9 protein-coding genes are annotated in these 18,505 nt (G+C 60.7%); 3 read left to right on the forward strand and 6 right to left on the reverse strand.

The genetic code is table 11. The annotated features are described in order from the left end of the window. Positions 1 to 167 precede the first annotated feature (167 nt). Complete coding sequence (locus V9K67_RS19805) at positions 168 to 5,237, forward strand: hypothetical protein (RefSeq protein ID WP_336725477.1); 5,070 nt, start codon at positions 168 to 170, stop codon at positions 5,235 to 5,237. Between the two features lie 222 nt (positions 5,238 to 5,459). Next, entirely contained in the window at positions 5,460 to 10,943 is a 5,484-nt protein-coding gene (locus V9K67_RS19810) for a T9SS type A sorting domain-containing protein (RefSeq protein WP_336725479.1), read from the forward strand. Positions 10,944 to 11,053: 110 nt separating this feature from the next. Here V9K67_RS19810 and V9K67_RS19815 read toward each other — a convergent pair whose 3' ends face one another. From V9K67_RS19815 to V9K67_RS19835, 5 genes are all read right to left on the reverse strand, one after another. Beyond that, positions 11,054 to 12,046 (reverse strand): VWA domain-containing protein, encoded by a 993-nt coding sequence (locus V9K67_RS19815; protein ID WP_336725480.1) that lies wholly within the window; start codon positions 12,044 to 12,046, stop codon positions 11,054 to 11,056. Next, on the reverse strand, positions 12,043 to 12,915 hold the full coding sequence (locus tag V9K67_RS19820; RefSeq protein ID WP_336725482.1) for a hypothetical protein: 873 nt from the start codon (positions 12,913 to 12,915) through the stop codon (positions 12,043 to 12,045). Before V9K67_RS19820 ends, V9K67_RS19815 begins: the two co-directional genes overlap by 4 nt. A 6-nt stretch (positions 12,916 to 12,921) precedes the next feature. Beyond that, complete coding sequence (locus tag V9K67_RS19825) at positions 12,922 to 13,791, reverse strand: DUF58 domain-containing protein (protein WP_336725485.1); 870 nt, start codon at positions 13,789 to 13,791, stop codon at positions 12,922 to 12,924. A 95-nt stretch (positions 13,792 to 13,886) separates the two neighbouring features. Continuing rightward, entirely contained in the window at positions 13,887 to 14,888 is a 1,002-nt protein-coding gene (locus V9K67_RS19830) for an AAA family ATPase (protein ID WP_336725487.1), read from the reverse strand. A 62-nt stretch (positions 14,889 to 14,950) separates the two neighbouring features. After that, the gene (locus V9K67_RS19835; protein WP_336725490.1) at positions 14,951 to 16,795 is read right to left on the reverse strand and encodes an NAD+ synthase; all 1,845 of its coding nucleotides are present in this window, start codon (positions 16,793 to 16,795) and stop codon (positions 14,951 to 14,953) included. Between the two features lie 67 nt (positions 16,796 to 16,862). Here V9K67_RS19835 and gldB point away from each other — a divergent pair, with 67 nt between their 5' ends. After that, positions 16,863 to 17,861 (forward strand): gliding motility lipoprotein GldB, encoded by a 999-nt coding sequence (gene gldB / locus V9K67_RS19840; RefSeq protein WP_336725493.1) that lies wholly within the window; start codon positions 16,863 to 16,865, stop codon positions 17,859 to 17,861. A gap of 245 nt (positions 17,862 to 18,106) precedes the next feature. Here gldB and apaG read toward each other — a convergent pair whose 3' ends face one another. After that, on the reverse strand, positions 18,107 to 18,493 hold the full coding sequence (apaG, locus tag V9K67_RS19845; RefSeq protein WP_336725494.1) for a Co2+/Mg2+ efflux protein ApaG: 387 nt from the start codon (positions 18,491 to 18,493) through the stop codon (positions 18,107 to 18,109). Positions 18,494 to 18,505 lie beyond the last annotated feature (12 nt).

Raw genomic sequence — 18,505 nt, forward strand, 5'->3', positions numbered from 1 at the left:
CCGCAATCCCACCCTTTTGAAGCTGCCTTCCCCCGTTGACGGCTTTTGCCCGAACGGATCACGCCGACCCCTACGCGATCCTCTCCGGAATCCTTCTGCCTTAAGGAACTAAAAGAGCATCCTGCCTTATCCCCTGAAGTTTAAATCCTTTTAAAACCACCAACAGTATGAAAAGATTTACCTTTCTTTTTCTAAGCTCTTTGCTGCTCGCAACTTTCTTAAATGCACAGGTTACCCTGATCCCCTTCAAAGACGCCTGGAAGTTCCTCGACAATGGCTCCGCCCCCAGCGCCGCCTGGAACACCCTTTCCTTCAACGATGCCTCCTGGAAGGCCGGCGGCGGCGCCCTGGGCTACGGCCTCCCCGGCCTGGTCACCACCATCAACTTCGGGCCCACTACCACCGGCAAGTTCATCACTACTTACTTCCGCAAAACCATTTCCCTTACCGATCCCTGGCTGTACAACAGCTTTTCCGCCACCGTCAACTACGACGACGGCGTGGTGGTATACGTGAACGGAACCGAAGTGTACCGCAGCAATATGCCTTCCGGCCCCGTTACGGCGGCTACCCTGGCCCCGAACACGGCCAACACCTCCAAAACCTTTACCATCAGCCGAACCGCCTTCCGGCCCGGCACCAACATCGTGGCCGCGGAGATCCACCAGAATAGCGCCACTACCCCGGACATGCTTTTCGACCTGCTGCTGAAAGCCAGCGCCGACGGCACCCCTCCCAAGGCGGCCGGCTCGAACCGGCACAACCCGGCCACCCCCACCTTTAAAGCCACCACCGCCGTCTTCCGCTTTTCGTTTACCGAAAAAGTGAAGGGCGTGGACGCCTCCGACTTCGAAGTGGTCCCTGCCAGCGGCACGCCGGGCGGCACGGTGAACGCCCTCACCCCCTTTGGCACCGATGGAACCACCTATGACGTAACGGTAAAGAATATCTCCGGCACCGGCGCCCTGAAGCTCAACCTGAAGGCCGGCGCCACCGGCATTACCGACGTGGCAGGCAATGCCATCCGGTCGGGCTTTTCGGCCGGCCAGATCTATACGGTGGACCGCAGCGCCCCGCTGATCCAAAGCATCAACCGCCAGACGCCGAACGACACCCTGACCAATGCCGACACCCTGGTGTTCCGCGCCACCTTTTCCGAGCCGGTGACCGGGGTGGATGCCGCCGACTTCGTGCCGGTAGGCCCGGCCGGCACGGTGGCCGGCACCGTAAAATTGGCTACCTCCGTGGGTGAGGGCGACCGCTGGGACATCAGGGTAGTGCCCTCCTCCGGCGCCTCGCGGCTGCGCCTGGACCTCAAAACCAGCGGCACCGGCATTACCGATATCGCTACCAACGCCCTGTCGGGCGGCTTTACCGCCGGGGAAACCTATTACCTCGACCATACTGTGCCGTATGTAAAAAGCATCACCCGCCTGCTTCCCCTGTCCACGGATACCCTGACGGTTGCCACCGTGACCTACCAGGTGGTCTTTTCCGAGCCGGTGATCTCCGTAGGCAATGCCGACTTTACGGCTACCCCCGCCACCGGAACGGCCCGGGGCGCCATCGCTTCGGAGGATGTGAAGCCGGTAGGCACGGACGGCACTACCTGGAGCGTGAAAGTGACCGCCATTACCGGCCAGGGCCAGCTGCGCCTCGACGTCAACACCTCCAAGGGGATCACCGATCCCGCCGGCAATGCCTGCGCCGCCTATACCACCGGCCAGACCTACCTGGTGGACCGGCAGGCACCCCAGGTGGCCTCCATTAACCGCTATGCGCCCACAACGCCCAGCACCAACGCCGCCTCGGCAGTATTCATCGTGACCTTCAGCGAGCCGGTGACCGGCGTGAACACATCCGACTTTACCCTTACCGTCAAGGGTTCGGCCAAAGGCAAACTGACCGCCGATGCCGTTACCCCCGCGGGCACCGAGGGCACTACCTACCATGTGCGGGTGGCCGAACTGAAAGGAACCGGCGACCTGCGCCTGAATGTCAAGAGCAGCGGCACCGGCATCCGGGACCAGATGGGTTACGACCTGGACAAGGGCTTTACCTCCGGCCAGACCTATACCCTGGACGTGCTGCAGCCCACGGTGATCAGCGTCACCCGCCACCCGCTGGCCAAGGAAGTCTCCAATGCCACCTCGCTGACCTACCGGGTCACCTTTTCCGAAGCCATGTCGGGTGTTGACGGATCGGCTTTCTTTACGACTGCCGCCCAGGGTAGCGTCAGCGGCGTGGTCGACCCCTCTTCCGTGATCCCCGTAGGCACTACGGGCGCCACCTTCGATGTGACGGTCAACTCCGTGAAAGGGAACGGCAGCTTGCGGCTGGACGTGAAAAACGGCGGCACTACCATCACCGACGTGGCGACCAACGCCCTGAGGGGCGGCTTTGCCGGCGGCCAGACCTATACCGTGGACCAGGCGCCGCCCTCGGCTACCGCCATTACCCGCCAGCTGCCTGCCGGCGAGAACACCAATGCCACTACCCTTACCTTCCGGACCGTGTTTTCCGAAAAAGTGATGGGCGTGGATACTTCCGATTTCATCGTGACCACCCTGTCGGGCCCTGCCTGCAACGTACAGGTACCCTCGTCGGTCACCCTGGTGGACAGCGGCACCGCCTATGACGTTACGGTCAGCGGCGTGGCTACGCACTCCACCCTGCGCCTGGACCTGCGCAATACCGAAACCGGCATCACCGACGCAGTGGGCAATGCCCTGGGCGCCGGCTTCACCGGCGGACAGCCCTATAGCGTGGACCCGCCTCCCTTCGTGGCCGCCATCAACCGGCAGCTGCCGGCCGGCGAGGCTACCAAAGCCTCCGCGGTCACCTTCCGTGTGAACTTCTCCGAACGGGTAACCGGCGTGGACCTTTCCGACTTTACCCTGACGAGGGTGAGCGGCTCGGTGAAAGGCTCCCTGGCCGCCAATGCGCTGGCAGCGGTGGGCACCGACGGCAAGACCTTTGATGTGACCGTCAGCTCCATTACCGGCACCGGCCTGCTGCGGCTCGACGTAAAAGCCCTGGGTACCGGCATTGCCGACAACAAAGGCAGCAGCTTCAGCGGGGGCTACGCCCAGGGCCAGGTATTTAATATCGACTATGTATCACCGGTAGTGGCCGGCATCAGCCGCCAGCGGCCCGCCGCCCCCACCACCAACGGCACCACCGTCACCTTCCGGGTGACCTTCAATGAAAAAGTGCAGCACGTGGACCTGTCCGACTTTATCCTGACCACCGTCAGCGGCAGCCCCGGCGGCAAGCTGGCCGGCCTGGTGCCCGCCGGCACCGACGGCAAGGCCTACGACGTGACCGTCAACGCCCTGGCCAATATCGGCTCAATACGGCTGGACCTGAAAGCCGGCGGAACCGGCATCCAGGACGAGGTGAACAACCCCCTGAACACGGGCTATACCAAGGGAGAAACCTATACGGTCGAATACACGCCGCCTACCGTGGTGAGCATCAACCGCTCGGCGCCCACCGGCCAGAGCACCGATAAATCGGCCGTCACCTTTCGGATCAGCTTCTCCGAAGCCGTCACCGGCCTGGACCCCGCCGATTTTACCCTGACCACCCTCGACGGCACGCCCTGCGGCGAACTGGACGGTGACGCCATCACCCCCGGCAACGCCCTGGGCAGCAAGTACGACGTGCGGGTTACCTCCATTACAGAGAACATCAAGCTGCGCCTGGACCTGGACAGCATCGGCCATGGCATCACCGACCTGGCCGGCAACCCCCTCAGCGGCGGCTTTACCGCCGGGCAGTCCTACACCATCAAGCCCTCGGCCAACTACGGCTTTAAGGCCACCGAAACCCTCAACACCCTGACCATTGCGGAGAATACGGAGCATAAGCCCCAGTCGAAGCTGTGGAAACATGACGGCCGCTGGTGGGCCGTGCTCACCGCTTCCGGCGGCACCAAGATCTTCCGCCTGGACGGCACCTCCTGGGAAAGCGTGCTGACCATCAACGGCGACGAGGACTTCAAGGCCGATACCTGGGTGGTGGGCGACCTGACCCATATCCTGCTGTTCCGCGAGTCGTCGAGCTCCAGCTCGTACCTGTTCTCGGTGGAATACGATACGGTCCAGCATACCTACCGCCCCTGGAGCCAGCGGCCGGGCCGGGTGTCGGTCTCCCTGGGCGATGATGCCGAAGTAGCCACCCTGGTGGTGGACGACCGGGGCCGCATGTGGGTGGCCGCCGACGGCAACGGCGACGTGGGCATCCGCTGGAGCGACGCCCCCTATACCACCTGGAGCAGCCGCATCAAGCTGGCTTCGGGCGCTACCGCCGACGACATCTGCACCCTGGCGAAAATGCCCGGCCAGATCGGCGTGCTTTGGTCCAATCAGAAATCCGAACGCTTCGGCTTCAAAACCCATAACGACGACGACGATCCCTCCGTCTGGTCCGAAGACGAAAACCCCGGCTCCCAATCGGCCAAGAACGTGGGCATGGGCTTTTCCGACGACCACCTCAATATCGTCAGCGGCAGCGACGGCACCCTGTACTGCGCCGTCAAGACCTCTTACGACACGGAGAACTATCCCAAGGAGTCGGTGCTCATCCGGCGACCCGACGGCACCTGGGACAAACTGTACAAGGTAACCGAATACGAAAGCGGCGGCACCCGGGGCATCATGCTCGTCAATGAAAAGGTAGGCAAGATGCGGGTAGTGTACACCTCCATCGAGAACGGCGGCGATATCCTCTACCGCGAGTCCGGGCTCAAGGATGTAGCCTTCGGGCCGGCCAAGAAGCTGCTCAGCGGCAATTACAACCATGCCACCAGCACCCACCAGACCTTTACCTCGGAAGTAGTCGTGATGGTGACCGACCTGAGCTCGGGCACGAACAAAGCCAAAGGCCTCATCCTCAGCGATGATCCGCTGCCCACCGCCCCGCCGGCCACCCCGGCGCCGGTCAGCGAAAAACCGGCGGAAGAAGCCGACGACCTGGCCGCGGACCTGACCGCTTATCCCAACCCCTTCTCCCGCCAGGTGACCGTCAGCTTTGTGCTGCCCCAGGACGATGACTACAGCCTGGTGCTGCGCGACCTCGGCCATACCCGGACCGACCTGCTCAAACAGGGCCGGGCCGATGGTGGCCAGCGCATCAGCCTGACCATCGACCGGGCCGGGCGGGCCAACGGCCTGTACCTGCTGCAACTGCACACCAGCAAGGGCAGCAAAACCCTGAAACTGATGCTGGAATAAGAACATCAGCTCCCTAAAGGCGCCGGCACCAAAAAGGGTCCGGAACCCTGTAACGGTTCCGGACCCCTGATCGCCCCGGGGCGGCCGGCGCCTTTTTTCTTCCCCTGGTGGAACCGTTGCCCGGATCTGTCAGGGATCGTTTGTGTATGGACTCCCCCCTGGAAACGGGACGATCCGCACCTGCTGTGCAAAATTTTATTCCTTCTATAAACCATTAAGAGTATGAAAAGATTTTTATTCTTTTTTCTCTGCTCTTTGTTGCTGACCTCCGTACCGCATGCCCAGGTGACACTCGTACCTTATAAATCTACCTGGAAGTATCTGGATAACGGCAGCGACCAGGGTACCGCCTGGCAAAAGCTTTCCTTCAATGATGCAGCATGGAGGTCGGACAAGGGCAATTTCGGTTACGGTGTGGAGGACGTGTCCACGACCCTCAGCTTTGGCCCCGACAAACAAAACCGGTACATCACCCATTACTTCCGCAAAACCTTTTCGGTAGCCGAAACCGACCTGTACAACGACTTCACCGCCTCGCTCCAGTTCGACGACGGCGTGGTGCTGTATGTGAACGGAACGGAAGTTTTCCGCAACAACATGCCGGCCGGCGACGTCGGCCACCGCACCCTGGCCACCTCCTCGGCCACCATCCAGAAATCGGTGGTGTTGCCCAAAAGCGTCTTTGTCAACGGCACCAACGTGCTGGCCGTGGAGGTGCACCAGTTCTCCAACACTTCCGCCGACATGCTCTTTGACCTGAAGCTGGGGGGCAACGCCGACGAAACGGAACCCCGGGTAACGGCCATCAACCGCCACACCCCCACCGCCGGCATTACCAATGCCTCCTCGGTGACCTTTCACGTGGCCTTTTCCGAAAAAGTCAGCGGCGTGGATGTTGCTGACTTTACCGTCATGCCGGTCAGCGGCACGCCGGGCGGAACGGTGAGCGCCGTTTCCGCCGCCAGTGCCGACGGCACCCAGTATTATGTCAGCGTAAACGGCATCAGCGGGGGGGGCTCCCTGCGGCTGGACCTAAAGAAAAGCGGCACCGGCATTACCGATAAAGCGGGCAACACCGCCTTGGGCTTTACCGGCGGGCAGCCCTACTCCTTCGACCGCACCCCGCCCGTGCTCATCGGCATCAACCGGCAGTCGCCTTCCTCCGCCCTTACCAATGCTACCAGCCTTACCTACCGGGTCACCTTTTCGGAGGCCATGGTCAATGTACAGGCCAACGACTTCCGGGCGGTAGCCGCCGACGGTTCGGTCAGCGGGGCCGTTACCGGCGTGGAACCCCTTACCTCCAACACCTATAACGTGCAGGTGGGCTCGGTCAACGGCAACGGCAGCCTGCGCCTGGACCTGAGGAGCAATGCCGGCCTGACCGATATCGCCGGCAACCACCTGGCGGGAGGCTACACCTCCGGCCAGACCTACACGGTAGATCATATCCACCCGCAGGTGCGCAGCGTCGGCCGCCTTCTTCCCCTGGAAAGCGTTACCAAGGCGGCCAGCGTAGTGTACCAGGTAGTGTTCACCGAAAAGGTCAGCGACGTGGGCCCGGACGACTTTACCGTGACCACGGTTTCCGGAACGGCCAAAGGCATCATTGCGTCAAAGGGGATCAAGACCTCCGGAACGGAGGGGACTACCTGGGAGGTGACCGTCAGCTCGGTCAGCGGCACCGGGCAGCTGCGGCTGCAGGTACAGGCCGGGGGCATTTTTGACGGGGCAGGCAACGACTGCTACGGATTTGAGGGAGGCGAGCCGTTCAGCGTTGACCGGACGGCTCCCCGGGTGCTGAGCATTGAGCGCTACGCCCCCGCCGCGGTCAGCACCAACGGCAGCACGGTGGTGTACCGGGCCGTGTTCTCCGAGCCGGTGACCGGCGTGGATGCAGCCGACTTTGCCCTGAAAAAAGGCAGTGGTTCCGCCAAGGGCGTCATCGAGGCGGGTGCCGTCACCGCCGTGGGCAGCAACCGCACCACCTATGATGTGCGGGTAAGCACGCTCAGCGGCAGCGGCGACCTCCGCCTGGATGTCCGCAGCTCCGGCACCGGCATCCAGGACCTGGTGACCAACGAACTGTCGGGCGGCTTTTCGGGCGGCCAAACCTATACGCTCGACCTGGTGGCCCCCAAAGTGGTCAGCATCAACCGGCAGTTGCCCACGGGCACGGCCACCAACGCCAGCCAGCTCACCTTCCGGGTATCCTTTTCGGAGGCGGTAACGGGGGTAAAACCGGCCGACTTCCTTACCAGTACCGTCAGCGGCACGCTCACCGGCATGGTGGCCGCCGACGGCGTGGTGGCCGCGGGCGCCGAAGGCACCGACTACGACGTGACGGTGAGCCGGGTGCGGGGCACCGGCGTGCTGCGCCTGGACCTCCGCACCAGCGGCTCGGCCATCACCGACATCGCCACCAATGCCCTGAGCGGGGGCTTCGGCACCGGCCAGACCTATTCGGTGGACCAGACGCGCCCCACGGTACTCAGCATCCTGCGGCAGTCGCCCACAGCCGACTCCACCAACATTTCCTCCATCGTATGGCGGGTAACCTTTTCCGAAAAGATGGCGAACCTGAAGCCCGAAGGCTTTACGCTGGCCGTTCTGCGCGGCGCCCCCAGCGGCGAGCTGACCGCCACCGGCATCAAGGCGGTAGGCAGCACGGGCACGGTCTGGGATGTAGAGGCCTCCGCCATCAGCACCTTCAGCACCCTGCGCCTGGATGTGCCGGACGCCAGCAGCCTGACCGATGCGGTGGGCAATACCGTCCAGGGAGGCTATACCTCCGGGCAAACCTACCATATCGACCCGCCGCCGATGGTGGTGGGCGTGCAGCGGCTGGCGCCTTCCGACGAACGCACCAACGCCTCCGCCGTCACCTGGCGGGTGACCTTTACCGAAGGGGTCACCGGCGTGGACCTGAAGGACTTTACCTTTACCACCCTGAGCGGCAGCTCGAGCGGCAAGCTGGAAGCCGATGCGGTGGTGCCCTCCGATGCCAAGGGAGCGGCTTACGACGTGACCGTCAGCAATATCTCCACCTCGGCAGTGATCCGCCTCAACCTCAAATCGGGCAAGACGGGCATTACCGACGTTTTCGGCACCCCGCTGAGCGACGGCCCCGCCCGCAACAGCAAGGACTTCGAATTTACCGGCTATAAAAAAGGAGAAACCTACACGATCGATAAAACCGCGCCCCTGGTGCAAAGCATTAACCGGCAACTGCCCGCCGGCGCCATCACCAACGGCCAATCGGTCACCTGGCGGGTGACCTTCTCCGAAGCGGTCGAGGGCCTGGGACCGGCCGCCTTTGTCCTCACTACCGTCAGCGGCAGCAGCAGCGGCCAGCTGTTCGCCCGGGGCATTGTGCCCGTGGGCACCACCGGCACCGTGTACGATGTAACGGCCGCCGGCATTTCGGGCACGGGCACCCTGCGCCTCGACCTGGCGAACACCGCCAGTGTGACCGACCTGGTGGGCAATAGCGTCGGCCGCAGCTTTGTCACCGGCCAGCCCTACAACATGGACTACCTGCCGCCCTTTGCGGCCAGCATCAACCGGCAGAAGCCCACGACAGAGGCCGCCCACGGCGCCACCGCCACGTTCCGCGTGCTCTTTAACGAACCGGTCGCCGGCGTGGACGCCTCCGACTTTTCCATCACCACCCTCAGCGGTCTTCCCACCGGCCTGCTGGCGCCCAATGCGGTGGTAGCCGTCGGCTCTGCCGGCACTACCTACGACGTCACCATCAGCGGCATCCGGGAATATGCCACCTTGCGCCTCGACCTCAACCCTTCGGCCACTGCCATCACCGATATCGCCGGCAATGACCTTACCGGCGGCTTTACCACCGGGCAGGCCTTTTTCGTAGACCCGCCCCCCAGGGTGGAAAGCATTACCCGGCAGGCGCCCCTGTCGGAAACGGCCGAGTCGAACGAGATCACTTTCCGGGTGGTGTTTTCCGAAAGAGTAAAAAATGTCGACGGCCCCAACTTTTATGCCACCACCCTGAGCGGCAATGCCCGGGGCACGCTGGCCCTGATGGGCCGCGACCCGCTCTCCAGCCAGCCGGTGCCGACCGTAGCGCCCGTGGGCACCGACGGCAAAACCTGGGACGTGACGGTGCACGGCATTACGGGCAGCGGCGTGCTGCGGCTCGACATGAAGGAAAGCGGTACCGGCGTCAAGGATGCCACCAACGACCCCCTGCTCGGCGGCTTCACCACGGGCGAGTCCTTTACCGTGCGGGCGCCGGCCTCCCAGGCCTTTACCTCCATCCTGGACCTCGGCCCGGTGCCCATTGCCAAGAATACGGCCGACAAGCCGCAGGGCAAAGTATGGACCTATGCAAACAAGTGGTGGAGCGTGCTGTCGACGACCAGCGGCACCAAGCTGTTCCGCCTCGACACCGCGGCCTGGACCCCCGTGCTGACGCTTTCCAACTCCTCGAACGTACATGCCGACTGCCGCGTGGCGGGCAACGTCACCCATATCCTGCTGTTCGAGCCCGAGAACGACTCCTACCTGGTATCGGTGGAATACGATGCGGCGCTGGGCAACTATAAGCAGTGGAGCAGGCGCCGGGACGAAGTGGAACTGGACTTTGGCAAAGGGGCGGAATCGGCCACCCTGGCCATCGACAGCCGGAACCGCATGTGGATCGCCTCGGCCGCCAAAACCGACGTGAACGTACGCTACAGCGATCCGCCCTACAGCAACTGGAGTGATACCTTCCACATCGAGGAAGGCATCACGGACGACGACATCTGCGCCATCACTACCCTGCAGGGCAAGATCGGCGTGCTGTGGTCGAACCAGAACACCCAGCGCTTCGGCTTCAAGACGCATAACGATGGCGCCGACTGGCGCAGCTGGTCGTGGGACGAATCGCCGGCCTCGGGCCAGGCCCAGAGCAAGGGCAACGGCTTCGGCGACGACCACCTGAACATCCTCTGTGCCAGCGACGGCACCCTCTACTGCGCCGTAAAGACCTCTTACGACACGCCGGGCTATGCCAAGATCTCGCTGCTGGTACGCAACATCTGGGGCGGCTGGAGCTTTTACCCGGTCTCCTCCATCGAGGGTACGCGGGGCATCGTAGTGCTGAACGAAAAGGCCAAAAAACTGAAGATCATCTACGGCTCGAAGGAGGAAGGCGGTGACATCGTGTACCGCGAATCCCCCCTTTCGCCCATTTCCTTCGGCCCGCTGAAAACGCTGATCAGCGGCAAATTCCTGTTCAACGAAGCCACCAGCACCCACCAGCCCACCAATGGCGAGGTGGTGATCCTGGCCACCAACCAGGACCTGGAACCGAAGCTGGCGGTAGGCGTGCTGGCCCGCGATGAGGACAGCCCGTCGGCGGCCGCAGCCAGCCCGCAGGAGGCGGACGTCATCCACGGCTTTACGACCCCACCGCTTCCGGCCAACAACCTCCAGGCGGCCCTTTCGGTCTATCCCAACCCGGCAGCGGGCAACGTCCCCGTCACCGTCCATTTCCGGCTGGAGCAGACCGACACCTACAGCCTCCTGCTGTTCGACCAGCAGGGCGCGCAATTGTTGGAATTGAAAAAAGGCAGGGCCAAAGCGGGCCGTCCGCAGACGGTCTCCCTGGACGCCGGCCGTTTTCCCAAAGGCGTCTACCTGTTGCGCCTGCAAACGGCAAGGGGGAGCAGGACGGAGCAGCTGATTATAGAGTGAGAAGTTCCAGAGTTCCTGAGTTGTGTCTTAGTATGGTGATCAGTTGAAAGGTGGAAGGATTGCGCTGGCAACCGTTCCACCTTTCTCGTTTTACGTGATTCCTTGATGGTTTAGGGGAAGGTACGCAGGAGGGTATAGCGCAGCAGGAGCTCCAGGGCCAGCAGCGCCAGGGCGGCCAGGATAAAGGGCGCGAAGCGCTCCTCTACCCGTTCCCTGGAGATGACCTCCACCCGCGACTTTTCCATGCGGTCGATGTACTGGTAAATTTGTTGGAGGCTTTCCTTGTCCATGGCCCGGAAGTATTCGCCGCCGGTCCGGATGGCGATGCGCTTGAGCAGGCCTTCGTCGAGGCCGCCCTCCTGCATGCCTTTTTCCGCCACGGTGGCCGAGGGAATGGCGTTCATGCCGATGGTGTATACCTTGACGCCCTTGGCCCGGGCGATCTCCAGGGCGGTGGCCGGGTCGATCAGGCGGTTTTCGGGCGGCTGCTCCTTGCCGTCGGTGAGCAGGATCACCACCCTGCTTTTCGATTGGCCGGCTCCCAGCCGCTCCACCGAAGTAGCCAGCCCCTCGCCGATCAGGGTACCGTCTTCCAGCATGCCGCTGCGCAGGCTGTGGATCTGCTCCAGCAGCATCTGGTGGTCCGAGGAAATGGGCACCTGCGTAAAGCTCTCGCCCGAGAAGATCACCAGGCCGATCTGGTCCACGGGCCGCGACCGCACGAAATCGGCGGCCACCTGCTTGGCCACCTCCAGGCGGTTGGGAAAAAAATCGGCGGACAGCATACTGCCGCTTACATCCATGCACAGCACGATGTCGATGCCTTCGCCGGCGGTTTGCTTTTGCTGGTTGCGCACCTGGGGGCGGGCCAGGGCCAGGAGGAGGCAGCCCAGGGCCAGCAGCCGCAGCACCAGCGGCACGAACACCAGCAGGTTGCGGAAGGTGGTGACCGTGAACGCCCGGGCCGTAGTCACCCGGAAGCCGGCCTTCAGCGAAGGGGCCATGCGTGCCTGCAGCCAGGCAAAAACGGGCAGCATGCCCAAAAAAGGCAGCACCCATTTATGGGCGAACTCAATACTTTTAAACCAGTCGTACAACATCATAAACTTTCGATTGCGTCAATAGCTTTTTGAACGGTTTGCACTGCCGGCCGTTCCTCCTCTTCGGTCGGCTGGTAGCGGGCGAATTTCACGGCATCGCTGATCAGCAGGGTGTCGCGGAGGTGTTCGAACACGGAGCGGGGCAGCTGCAGCTTCCGGATCTGTGCCGCCAGGTCGTCGGTGGTTTGCGCAAACGACTGGATGCCTTTCCGCTGCAGCAGGTAGGTACGCAGGATATCCACCAGCCGTACATAGAAGGCTTTGGGTTCCAGGGAAGCCCGTTCCTTTTGCAGTTGCTGCAGCCCGGCCAGGGCCTGCTGGTAGGCATCCACCTTCGGGGCCGGGGGCGCTTCTTTTTTCTTCCGGCCCGGGAACACCAGGAAGAACAGCAGTCCGAGCAGCAGGGCGACCACCAGGTACCAGATCCACTTCATCCGCTCGGGGGCTTCCACCTCCCGGATGTCCTTGATGTCGTGGTACTCCTGCTGGGCATCAAAGGAAGTAAAGTTCACGTTGATGGTTACCGGGCGGGTGCGCAGCCGGGTGCCGGGCAAGGGCAGGGGCGGCAGGCGCCAGCTGCCGGAGTCCCAGCTGGTGAGGCGGAGGCGCTGCGACAGGCGGAGGCCGTCGCCGGTATCGAGCGTATCGACCTTCAGGCGCTCCAGCACCTCGAAATGCGGCAGGCTGTCCTGGGAAAAGAAGGCGGGAGCAGCCCCGGGAGCAAAAGAAGCTTCCAGCAGCAGTTCGAAGGGCTCGCCGATGACGATCTTTTCCTTGTCTACCGAAGCCTGTACAAATGGTTTTTTCTGGGCAAAAGAAAGGCAGGAAAAAAGGAGCAAGAAAAGGGATAAAAAGGTAATGCGTTGGTTCATGCCTGCTTAACTTCTGCTGATAAAAAATTTTTGGAGCACTTTGATATAATCCTCGTCGGTCCGGATGTGCAGCAGGTTGCTGCCCGCCTTTTTAAAGGCCGCGTTGCTGTATTCGGTTACCCGGAAGAATTCTTTTTCGTATTCGTACCGCACCAGGCGGCTGCCGGTGTCCACCCATTGCTGCCCGCCGGTCTCGGCATCCTGCACCCGCAGCAGGCCCAGGTCGGGCAGCTGCATGTCCATTTTGTCATACACCTTGATGCCCACCACGTCGTGCTTGTTGCCGGCCACCCGCAGGGCATCTTCGTAGCCGGCATCCACGAAATCGCTGAGGATAAAGGCGATACTTTTCTGGCGGGTGATGTTGTTGAAATACTGGAGCGCCATTTTCAGCTGGGTACCTTTACGTTCCGAGGAAGAGGCCAGCAGCTCGCGCAGGATGTAGAGGGCGTGCTGTTTGCCCTTCTTGGGCGGAATGTAGCGTTCGATCTTTTCGCTGTACAGGATAGCGCCCACCTTGTCGCCGTTGTTCACGGCCGAAAAGGCCAGCACGGCGGCCACCTCGGTGCTGATGCCCTTCTTGCTGGCATTGGCGGTGCCGAAGAGCGAGGAGGCGCTGACGTCCACCAGCAGCATCACCGTCAGCTCGCGTTCTTCCTCGAACACCTTGCTGAAGGGATGGCCGAAGCGGGCCGATACGTTCCAGTCGATAAAGCGGATGTCGTCGCCGGGATAGTATTCCCGCACCTCCCGGAACGACATGCCCCGGCCTTTGAAGGCGCTGTGGTATTCGCCGGAGAACAGGTCGCTGGCCAGCCGCTTGCTTTTGATCTCCAGCTCGCGTACTTTTTTTAATATTTCAGTGGTGGTGAGCAATGATTATCTTCTCCTTCTTCCTTTAAATAGTAAATTGTGAATATACACGCCATCCTAATTCCCAATGAACCCATTAACTCATTCCTTCTGCCCCGCTAGGGCATTTTTACGGTTCCCAGGATCTGGTGGATCACGTCCTCGGCGGTGATGTTCTCGGCTTCGGCCTCGTAGGTAAGTCCCAGGCGGTGGCGGAGCACATCCACGCAAATGCTTTTGACGTCTTCGGGCACCACGAAACCCCGCTTGTTCAGGAAAGCCTGGGCCTTGGCGGCAATGGCCAGGTTGATGCTGCCCCGGGGCGAGGAGCCGTAGGAGATGATGGGCTTCAGCTTGGCCAGGCCGTACTGTTCCGGGTTGCGGCTGGCAAAGACGATGTCGAGGATATACTGCTCTACTTTTTCGTCCAGGTACACTTCGCGCACCAGCTGGCGGGCGGAAACGATCTCCTGCACCGTGACTACGGGGCGGATGTAGGGCACTTCCAGTCCCTGCACGTTCTGGCGGATGATCAGCTGTTCTTCCTGGCGTGTAGGATAACCCACCACCACCTTCATGATGAAGCGGTCCACCTGGGCTTCGGGCAGCGGGTAGGTGCCCTCCTGGTCCAGGGGGTTTTGGGTGGCCAGCACCAGGAAGGGCTCTTCGAGCTTGTAGGTGGTGTCGCCGATGGTTACCTGGCGCTCCTGCATGGCTTCGAGCAGGGCGCTCTGCACTTTGGCCGGGGCGCGGTTGATCTCATCGGCCAGCACGAAGTTGGCGAAGATGGGTCCCTTGCGTACGATGAATTCGTTGCGCTGCTGGTTGTAGATCATGGTGCCCAGCACGTCGGCAGGCAGCAGGTCGGGGGTAAACTGGATGCGACTGAACCGGGCATGGATGGCCTGCGAGAGCGACCGGATGGTGAGGGTCTTGGCCAGGCCGGGCACGCCCTCGAGCAGCACGTGGCCGTTGGAGAGCAGGCCGATCAGCAGCCGGTCGAGCATATACGTCTGACCGATGATGACCTTGCCCACTTCTTCGCGCAGCATATCGATAAATCTTCCCGAATAACCGATCCGTTCATTTAACTGACGAATATCGTCCGCTGTTTTCAGCATAGAGTAAAAATAGATTTAGGTCCCGCCCGGGGCGGGAACGATTTGAAAAGAATGGCCGGCCGTTACGACAGGTACTTGCCCACGATCGGCAACCGGCGACCTACACCAAACGCCTTACAGCTCACTCTTATTATGGGGCAGAACTGATTGCGCTTGTATTCGTTCATATTTACCAGCCGCAGGATGCGGGCCACCAGCTTTTCGTCGAAGCCCTGGGCGATGATCTCGCGGGGGCCTTTGCGCAGCTCGATGTACTGGTACAGCACCCGGTCGAGCACTTCGTAATCCGGCAGGCTGTCGCTGTCTTTCTGGCCCGGCCGCAGCTCGGCGGAAGGCGGTTTGACCAAAATGTGGTTGGGAATCACTTCCTTCTCCTTGTTGAGAAAACGGGCCAGGGCGTACACCTGCATCTTGTACAGGTCGCCCAGCACGCTCAGACCGCCGGCCATATCGCCGTAGAGCGTGCCGTAGCCGGTAGCCAGCTCGCTTTTGTTGGAGGTGTTGAGCAGGATCAGGTTGAACTTGTTGGCCACCGCCATCAGCAGGTTGCCCCGGGTGCGGCTTTGCGTATTTTCCTCGGCGATGCTGAAGGGCAGTTTTTGAAACAACGGCTCCAGCGTATCCATAAAGGAATTATAAATGTTTTTGATGGGCACGATATCAAATGGATGTCCCAGGTTTTGCGCCAGCTCCACGGCATCGGTGACCGAGTGGCCGGAAGAGTATTCCGAGGGCATCATCAGCGTTTGCACGTTTTCGGCACCCAGGGCATGCACGGCCAGCACCTGCACCACGGCGCTGTCGATGCCGCCGCTGGCGCCCAGGATGGCTTTGGAAAAGCCCATTTTTTGGAAATAGTCGCGAATGCCCAGGACCAGGGCATGGTAAATTTCGTCGATATTCTTTTCGTTGGTAAGGTACTGCAGCGTATCCATGTCCGTACCCACTTCCGTGGCGGAATAATACACCGCGGCCTCCCCCCGGCCCTCCCGCGATGGCGGGACAAGCTCTCCGGAGGAGGGGGGGATAGCAGCACCCGGGCTGTGGGTATAGTCGGCCGCATAAGCGGCGGCATGGATCATCTCTTCATTCACATGAGCGGGTTGTTTGGCGGGTGCTTCCGCAATACTATCCGTATCCGAACCTAATAGTTCCTCCAGGTTCACGGTGCAATAGTCTTCTTCAAAGTAGTTCAGTTCTTTTACCAGCCTGCCGCCGGCGGTGTACACCAGGCTGCCGCCGTCGAAGACGATCTCGGTCTGCGAGCCTACGGTATTGCAATACAGCATGGGCAGCCCGTATTTGGCCACGGTAGCGGACACGATGCTTTTGCGCACCACGTCCTGGGCATAATTGTAGGGCGAAGCGGAGAGGTTGATCATGACGTCGGGCGCCTGTTGGATCAGCTCTTCCATCGGCGAGAGGCGGTAGAGCGGGTTGTCGCCCAGGTTCCAGATGTCCTCGCAAATGGTCACCGCCAGCTTTTTGCCCTTGAATTCAATCACCTTCCAGTCGAAGGCCGCCTCGAAATAGCGGTTCTCATCGAACACGTCGTAGGTAGGCAGCAGGGTCTTGTGCACCTCGGCCTTGATCTGCTTTTCGTGCAGGAAGAACACGGCGTTGAACAGGTCCTTGCCTTCCTTGCGTTCGTTGCGGGCAGGACTGCCCACCAGCACGCCGATGGTATCGGCATGTTCCTTAATTTGATCCAGGGTGTGGTAGCACTGGGCGATAAAGTCGTTGAACTCCAGGAAATCCCGCGGCGGGTAGCCGCAGATGCTGAGTTCGGAAAACACCACCAGGTCGGCGCCCTCCGCCTTGGCTTTTTGGATACCTTCAATGATCTTCCGGCCGTTCGCTTCGAAGTTCCCGATATGGTAATTTTGCTGCGCTAATACTATTTTCATATTGTTACTCATTGGTATCGTTTCAAAGTTCTGTAATAAATTACTAACTCTGCCTTTTATACCGTTTATGACAAGATTTTTCCTATTTGCAATATTCGTGCTGCTTCTTTCGTGCCGGAACGGTAAAAACAAGCCCGACGTCTCCCACATCAGTGCCCCGGTGACGATCGAGCGGTTTGAACAGGGCTTTTTCGCCCTCGATACCAACAACCTCGCTGCCGGCCTGCCGGCCCTGCAGGCGAAGTTCCCCCTCTTCTACCCCGACTTCTTCCAGGGCATCCTGCAGGTAAACCCTACGGATAACCGAAGCTATCCTGTCATCAAAAACGTGCTGTCGGCCTACCGCCCCATCTACGACTCCCTGGAAGAAAAGTACCGCAACCTGTCGGGGCTCCAGGAAGAACTGAGCGAAGGCTTCCGCTATGTAAAGTATTATTTCCCGCAGTACCGGATGCCAAGGGTAGTGACGTATATCGGCACGTTCGACGCGCCGGGTGTCGTGCTCACGCAGGTTTGCCTGGGCATCGGCCTGCACCAGTACGCGGGCAAGCAGTTTTCGGTCTACAGCGCCCCGCAGCTCCAGACCCTGTACCCTGCCTATATCTCGCGGCGCTTCGACCGCGAGTACATTTCCGCCAACTGCCTGAAAGCCGTAGCCGACGACCTCTACCCCGATGCCACGGCCGGCCGGCCGCTGATCGAGCAGATGATCGAGAAAGGAAAGCAGTGGTACCTGCTGGATCACTTCCTGCCCGACGCCCCGGACAGCGTGAAAACCGGCTATACCCGCAAGCAGCTGCAGTGGCTCGAAGAGAACGAGGGCAATGCCTGGGCCTACCTGCTGAAGAACGAGAACCTGTACAGCATCGAACCCTACGTGATCCAGACCTATCTGGGAGAGGCTCCTTCCACGCAGGTAATGACCGATGCGGCCCCGGGCAATATCGGCCAGTGGATCGGCTGGCGCATAGTGCAGAAATATGCCGGGGATCATAAAGATATGAAGGCGGTGCTGCAGGCCTCGCCCAAAACCATCTTCGAAGAAGCGAAGTACCGGCCGAAGTAAGCCTCCCCCGGCCCCCTCCGGTGGAGGGGGAGTTGGGGCGCATCCCGCTTGTTTCAGCCCTTTTATCCAACCGGGCACCTACATATAATAATTATATAGCACCCACACATATAAATAAAAAAGCACCCAACAACAATTGAGTGCTTTTTTATTTATATGTGTTATTTTTTTAGGCCTTTTTGCTAAAACCGGCGAAGTGCGGCCTCATCTCCTTCCCAACCGGGGGAGGCCGGGAGGGGGCTGGACTAATTGTTCTTAAAAGGCGTGATCATTTCAAAAGCGGGGATGTTGACCTCGAACATTTTTTTCGTATCCAAATTCTCCATTATATATGTTCCGTGCATCCGTCCCATCTCACTTTTCAAGTTGCATCCGCTGACATATTGATAATTATTTCCGCTGCTGATGGTTGGCTGAACCCCCACCACGCCCTCGCCTTCCACTTCGCGGTATTCGCCGTTGCTGTCGAAGATATACCAGTGCCTGCTGTGCAGTTTAACCGGGAAATCGTTATGATTTTCAATGGTTATGCGGTAGGCAAACATATATTCGGACAGAAGCGGATTGGAATAGTCCTGCTGGTAGAAGGTCTCTACACTGATCTCGACACCTTTGGAAATTTTGCTGATCATATCGCATCCATT

The sequence above is a fragment of the Huijunlia imazamoxiresistens genome (assembly GCF_037132455.1).
GTDB lineage: Bacteria > Bacteroidota > Bacteroidia > Chitinophagales > Chitinophagaceae > Flavisolibacter > Flavisolibacter imazamoxiresistens.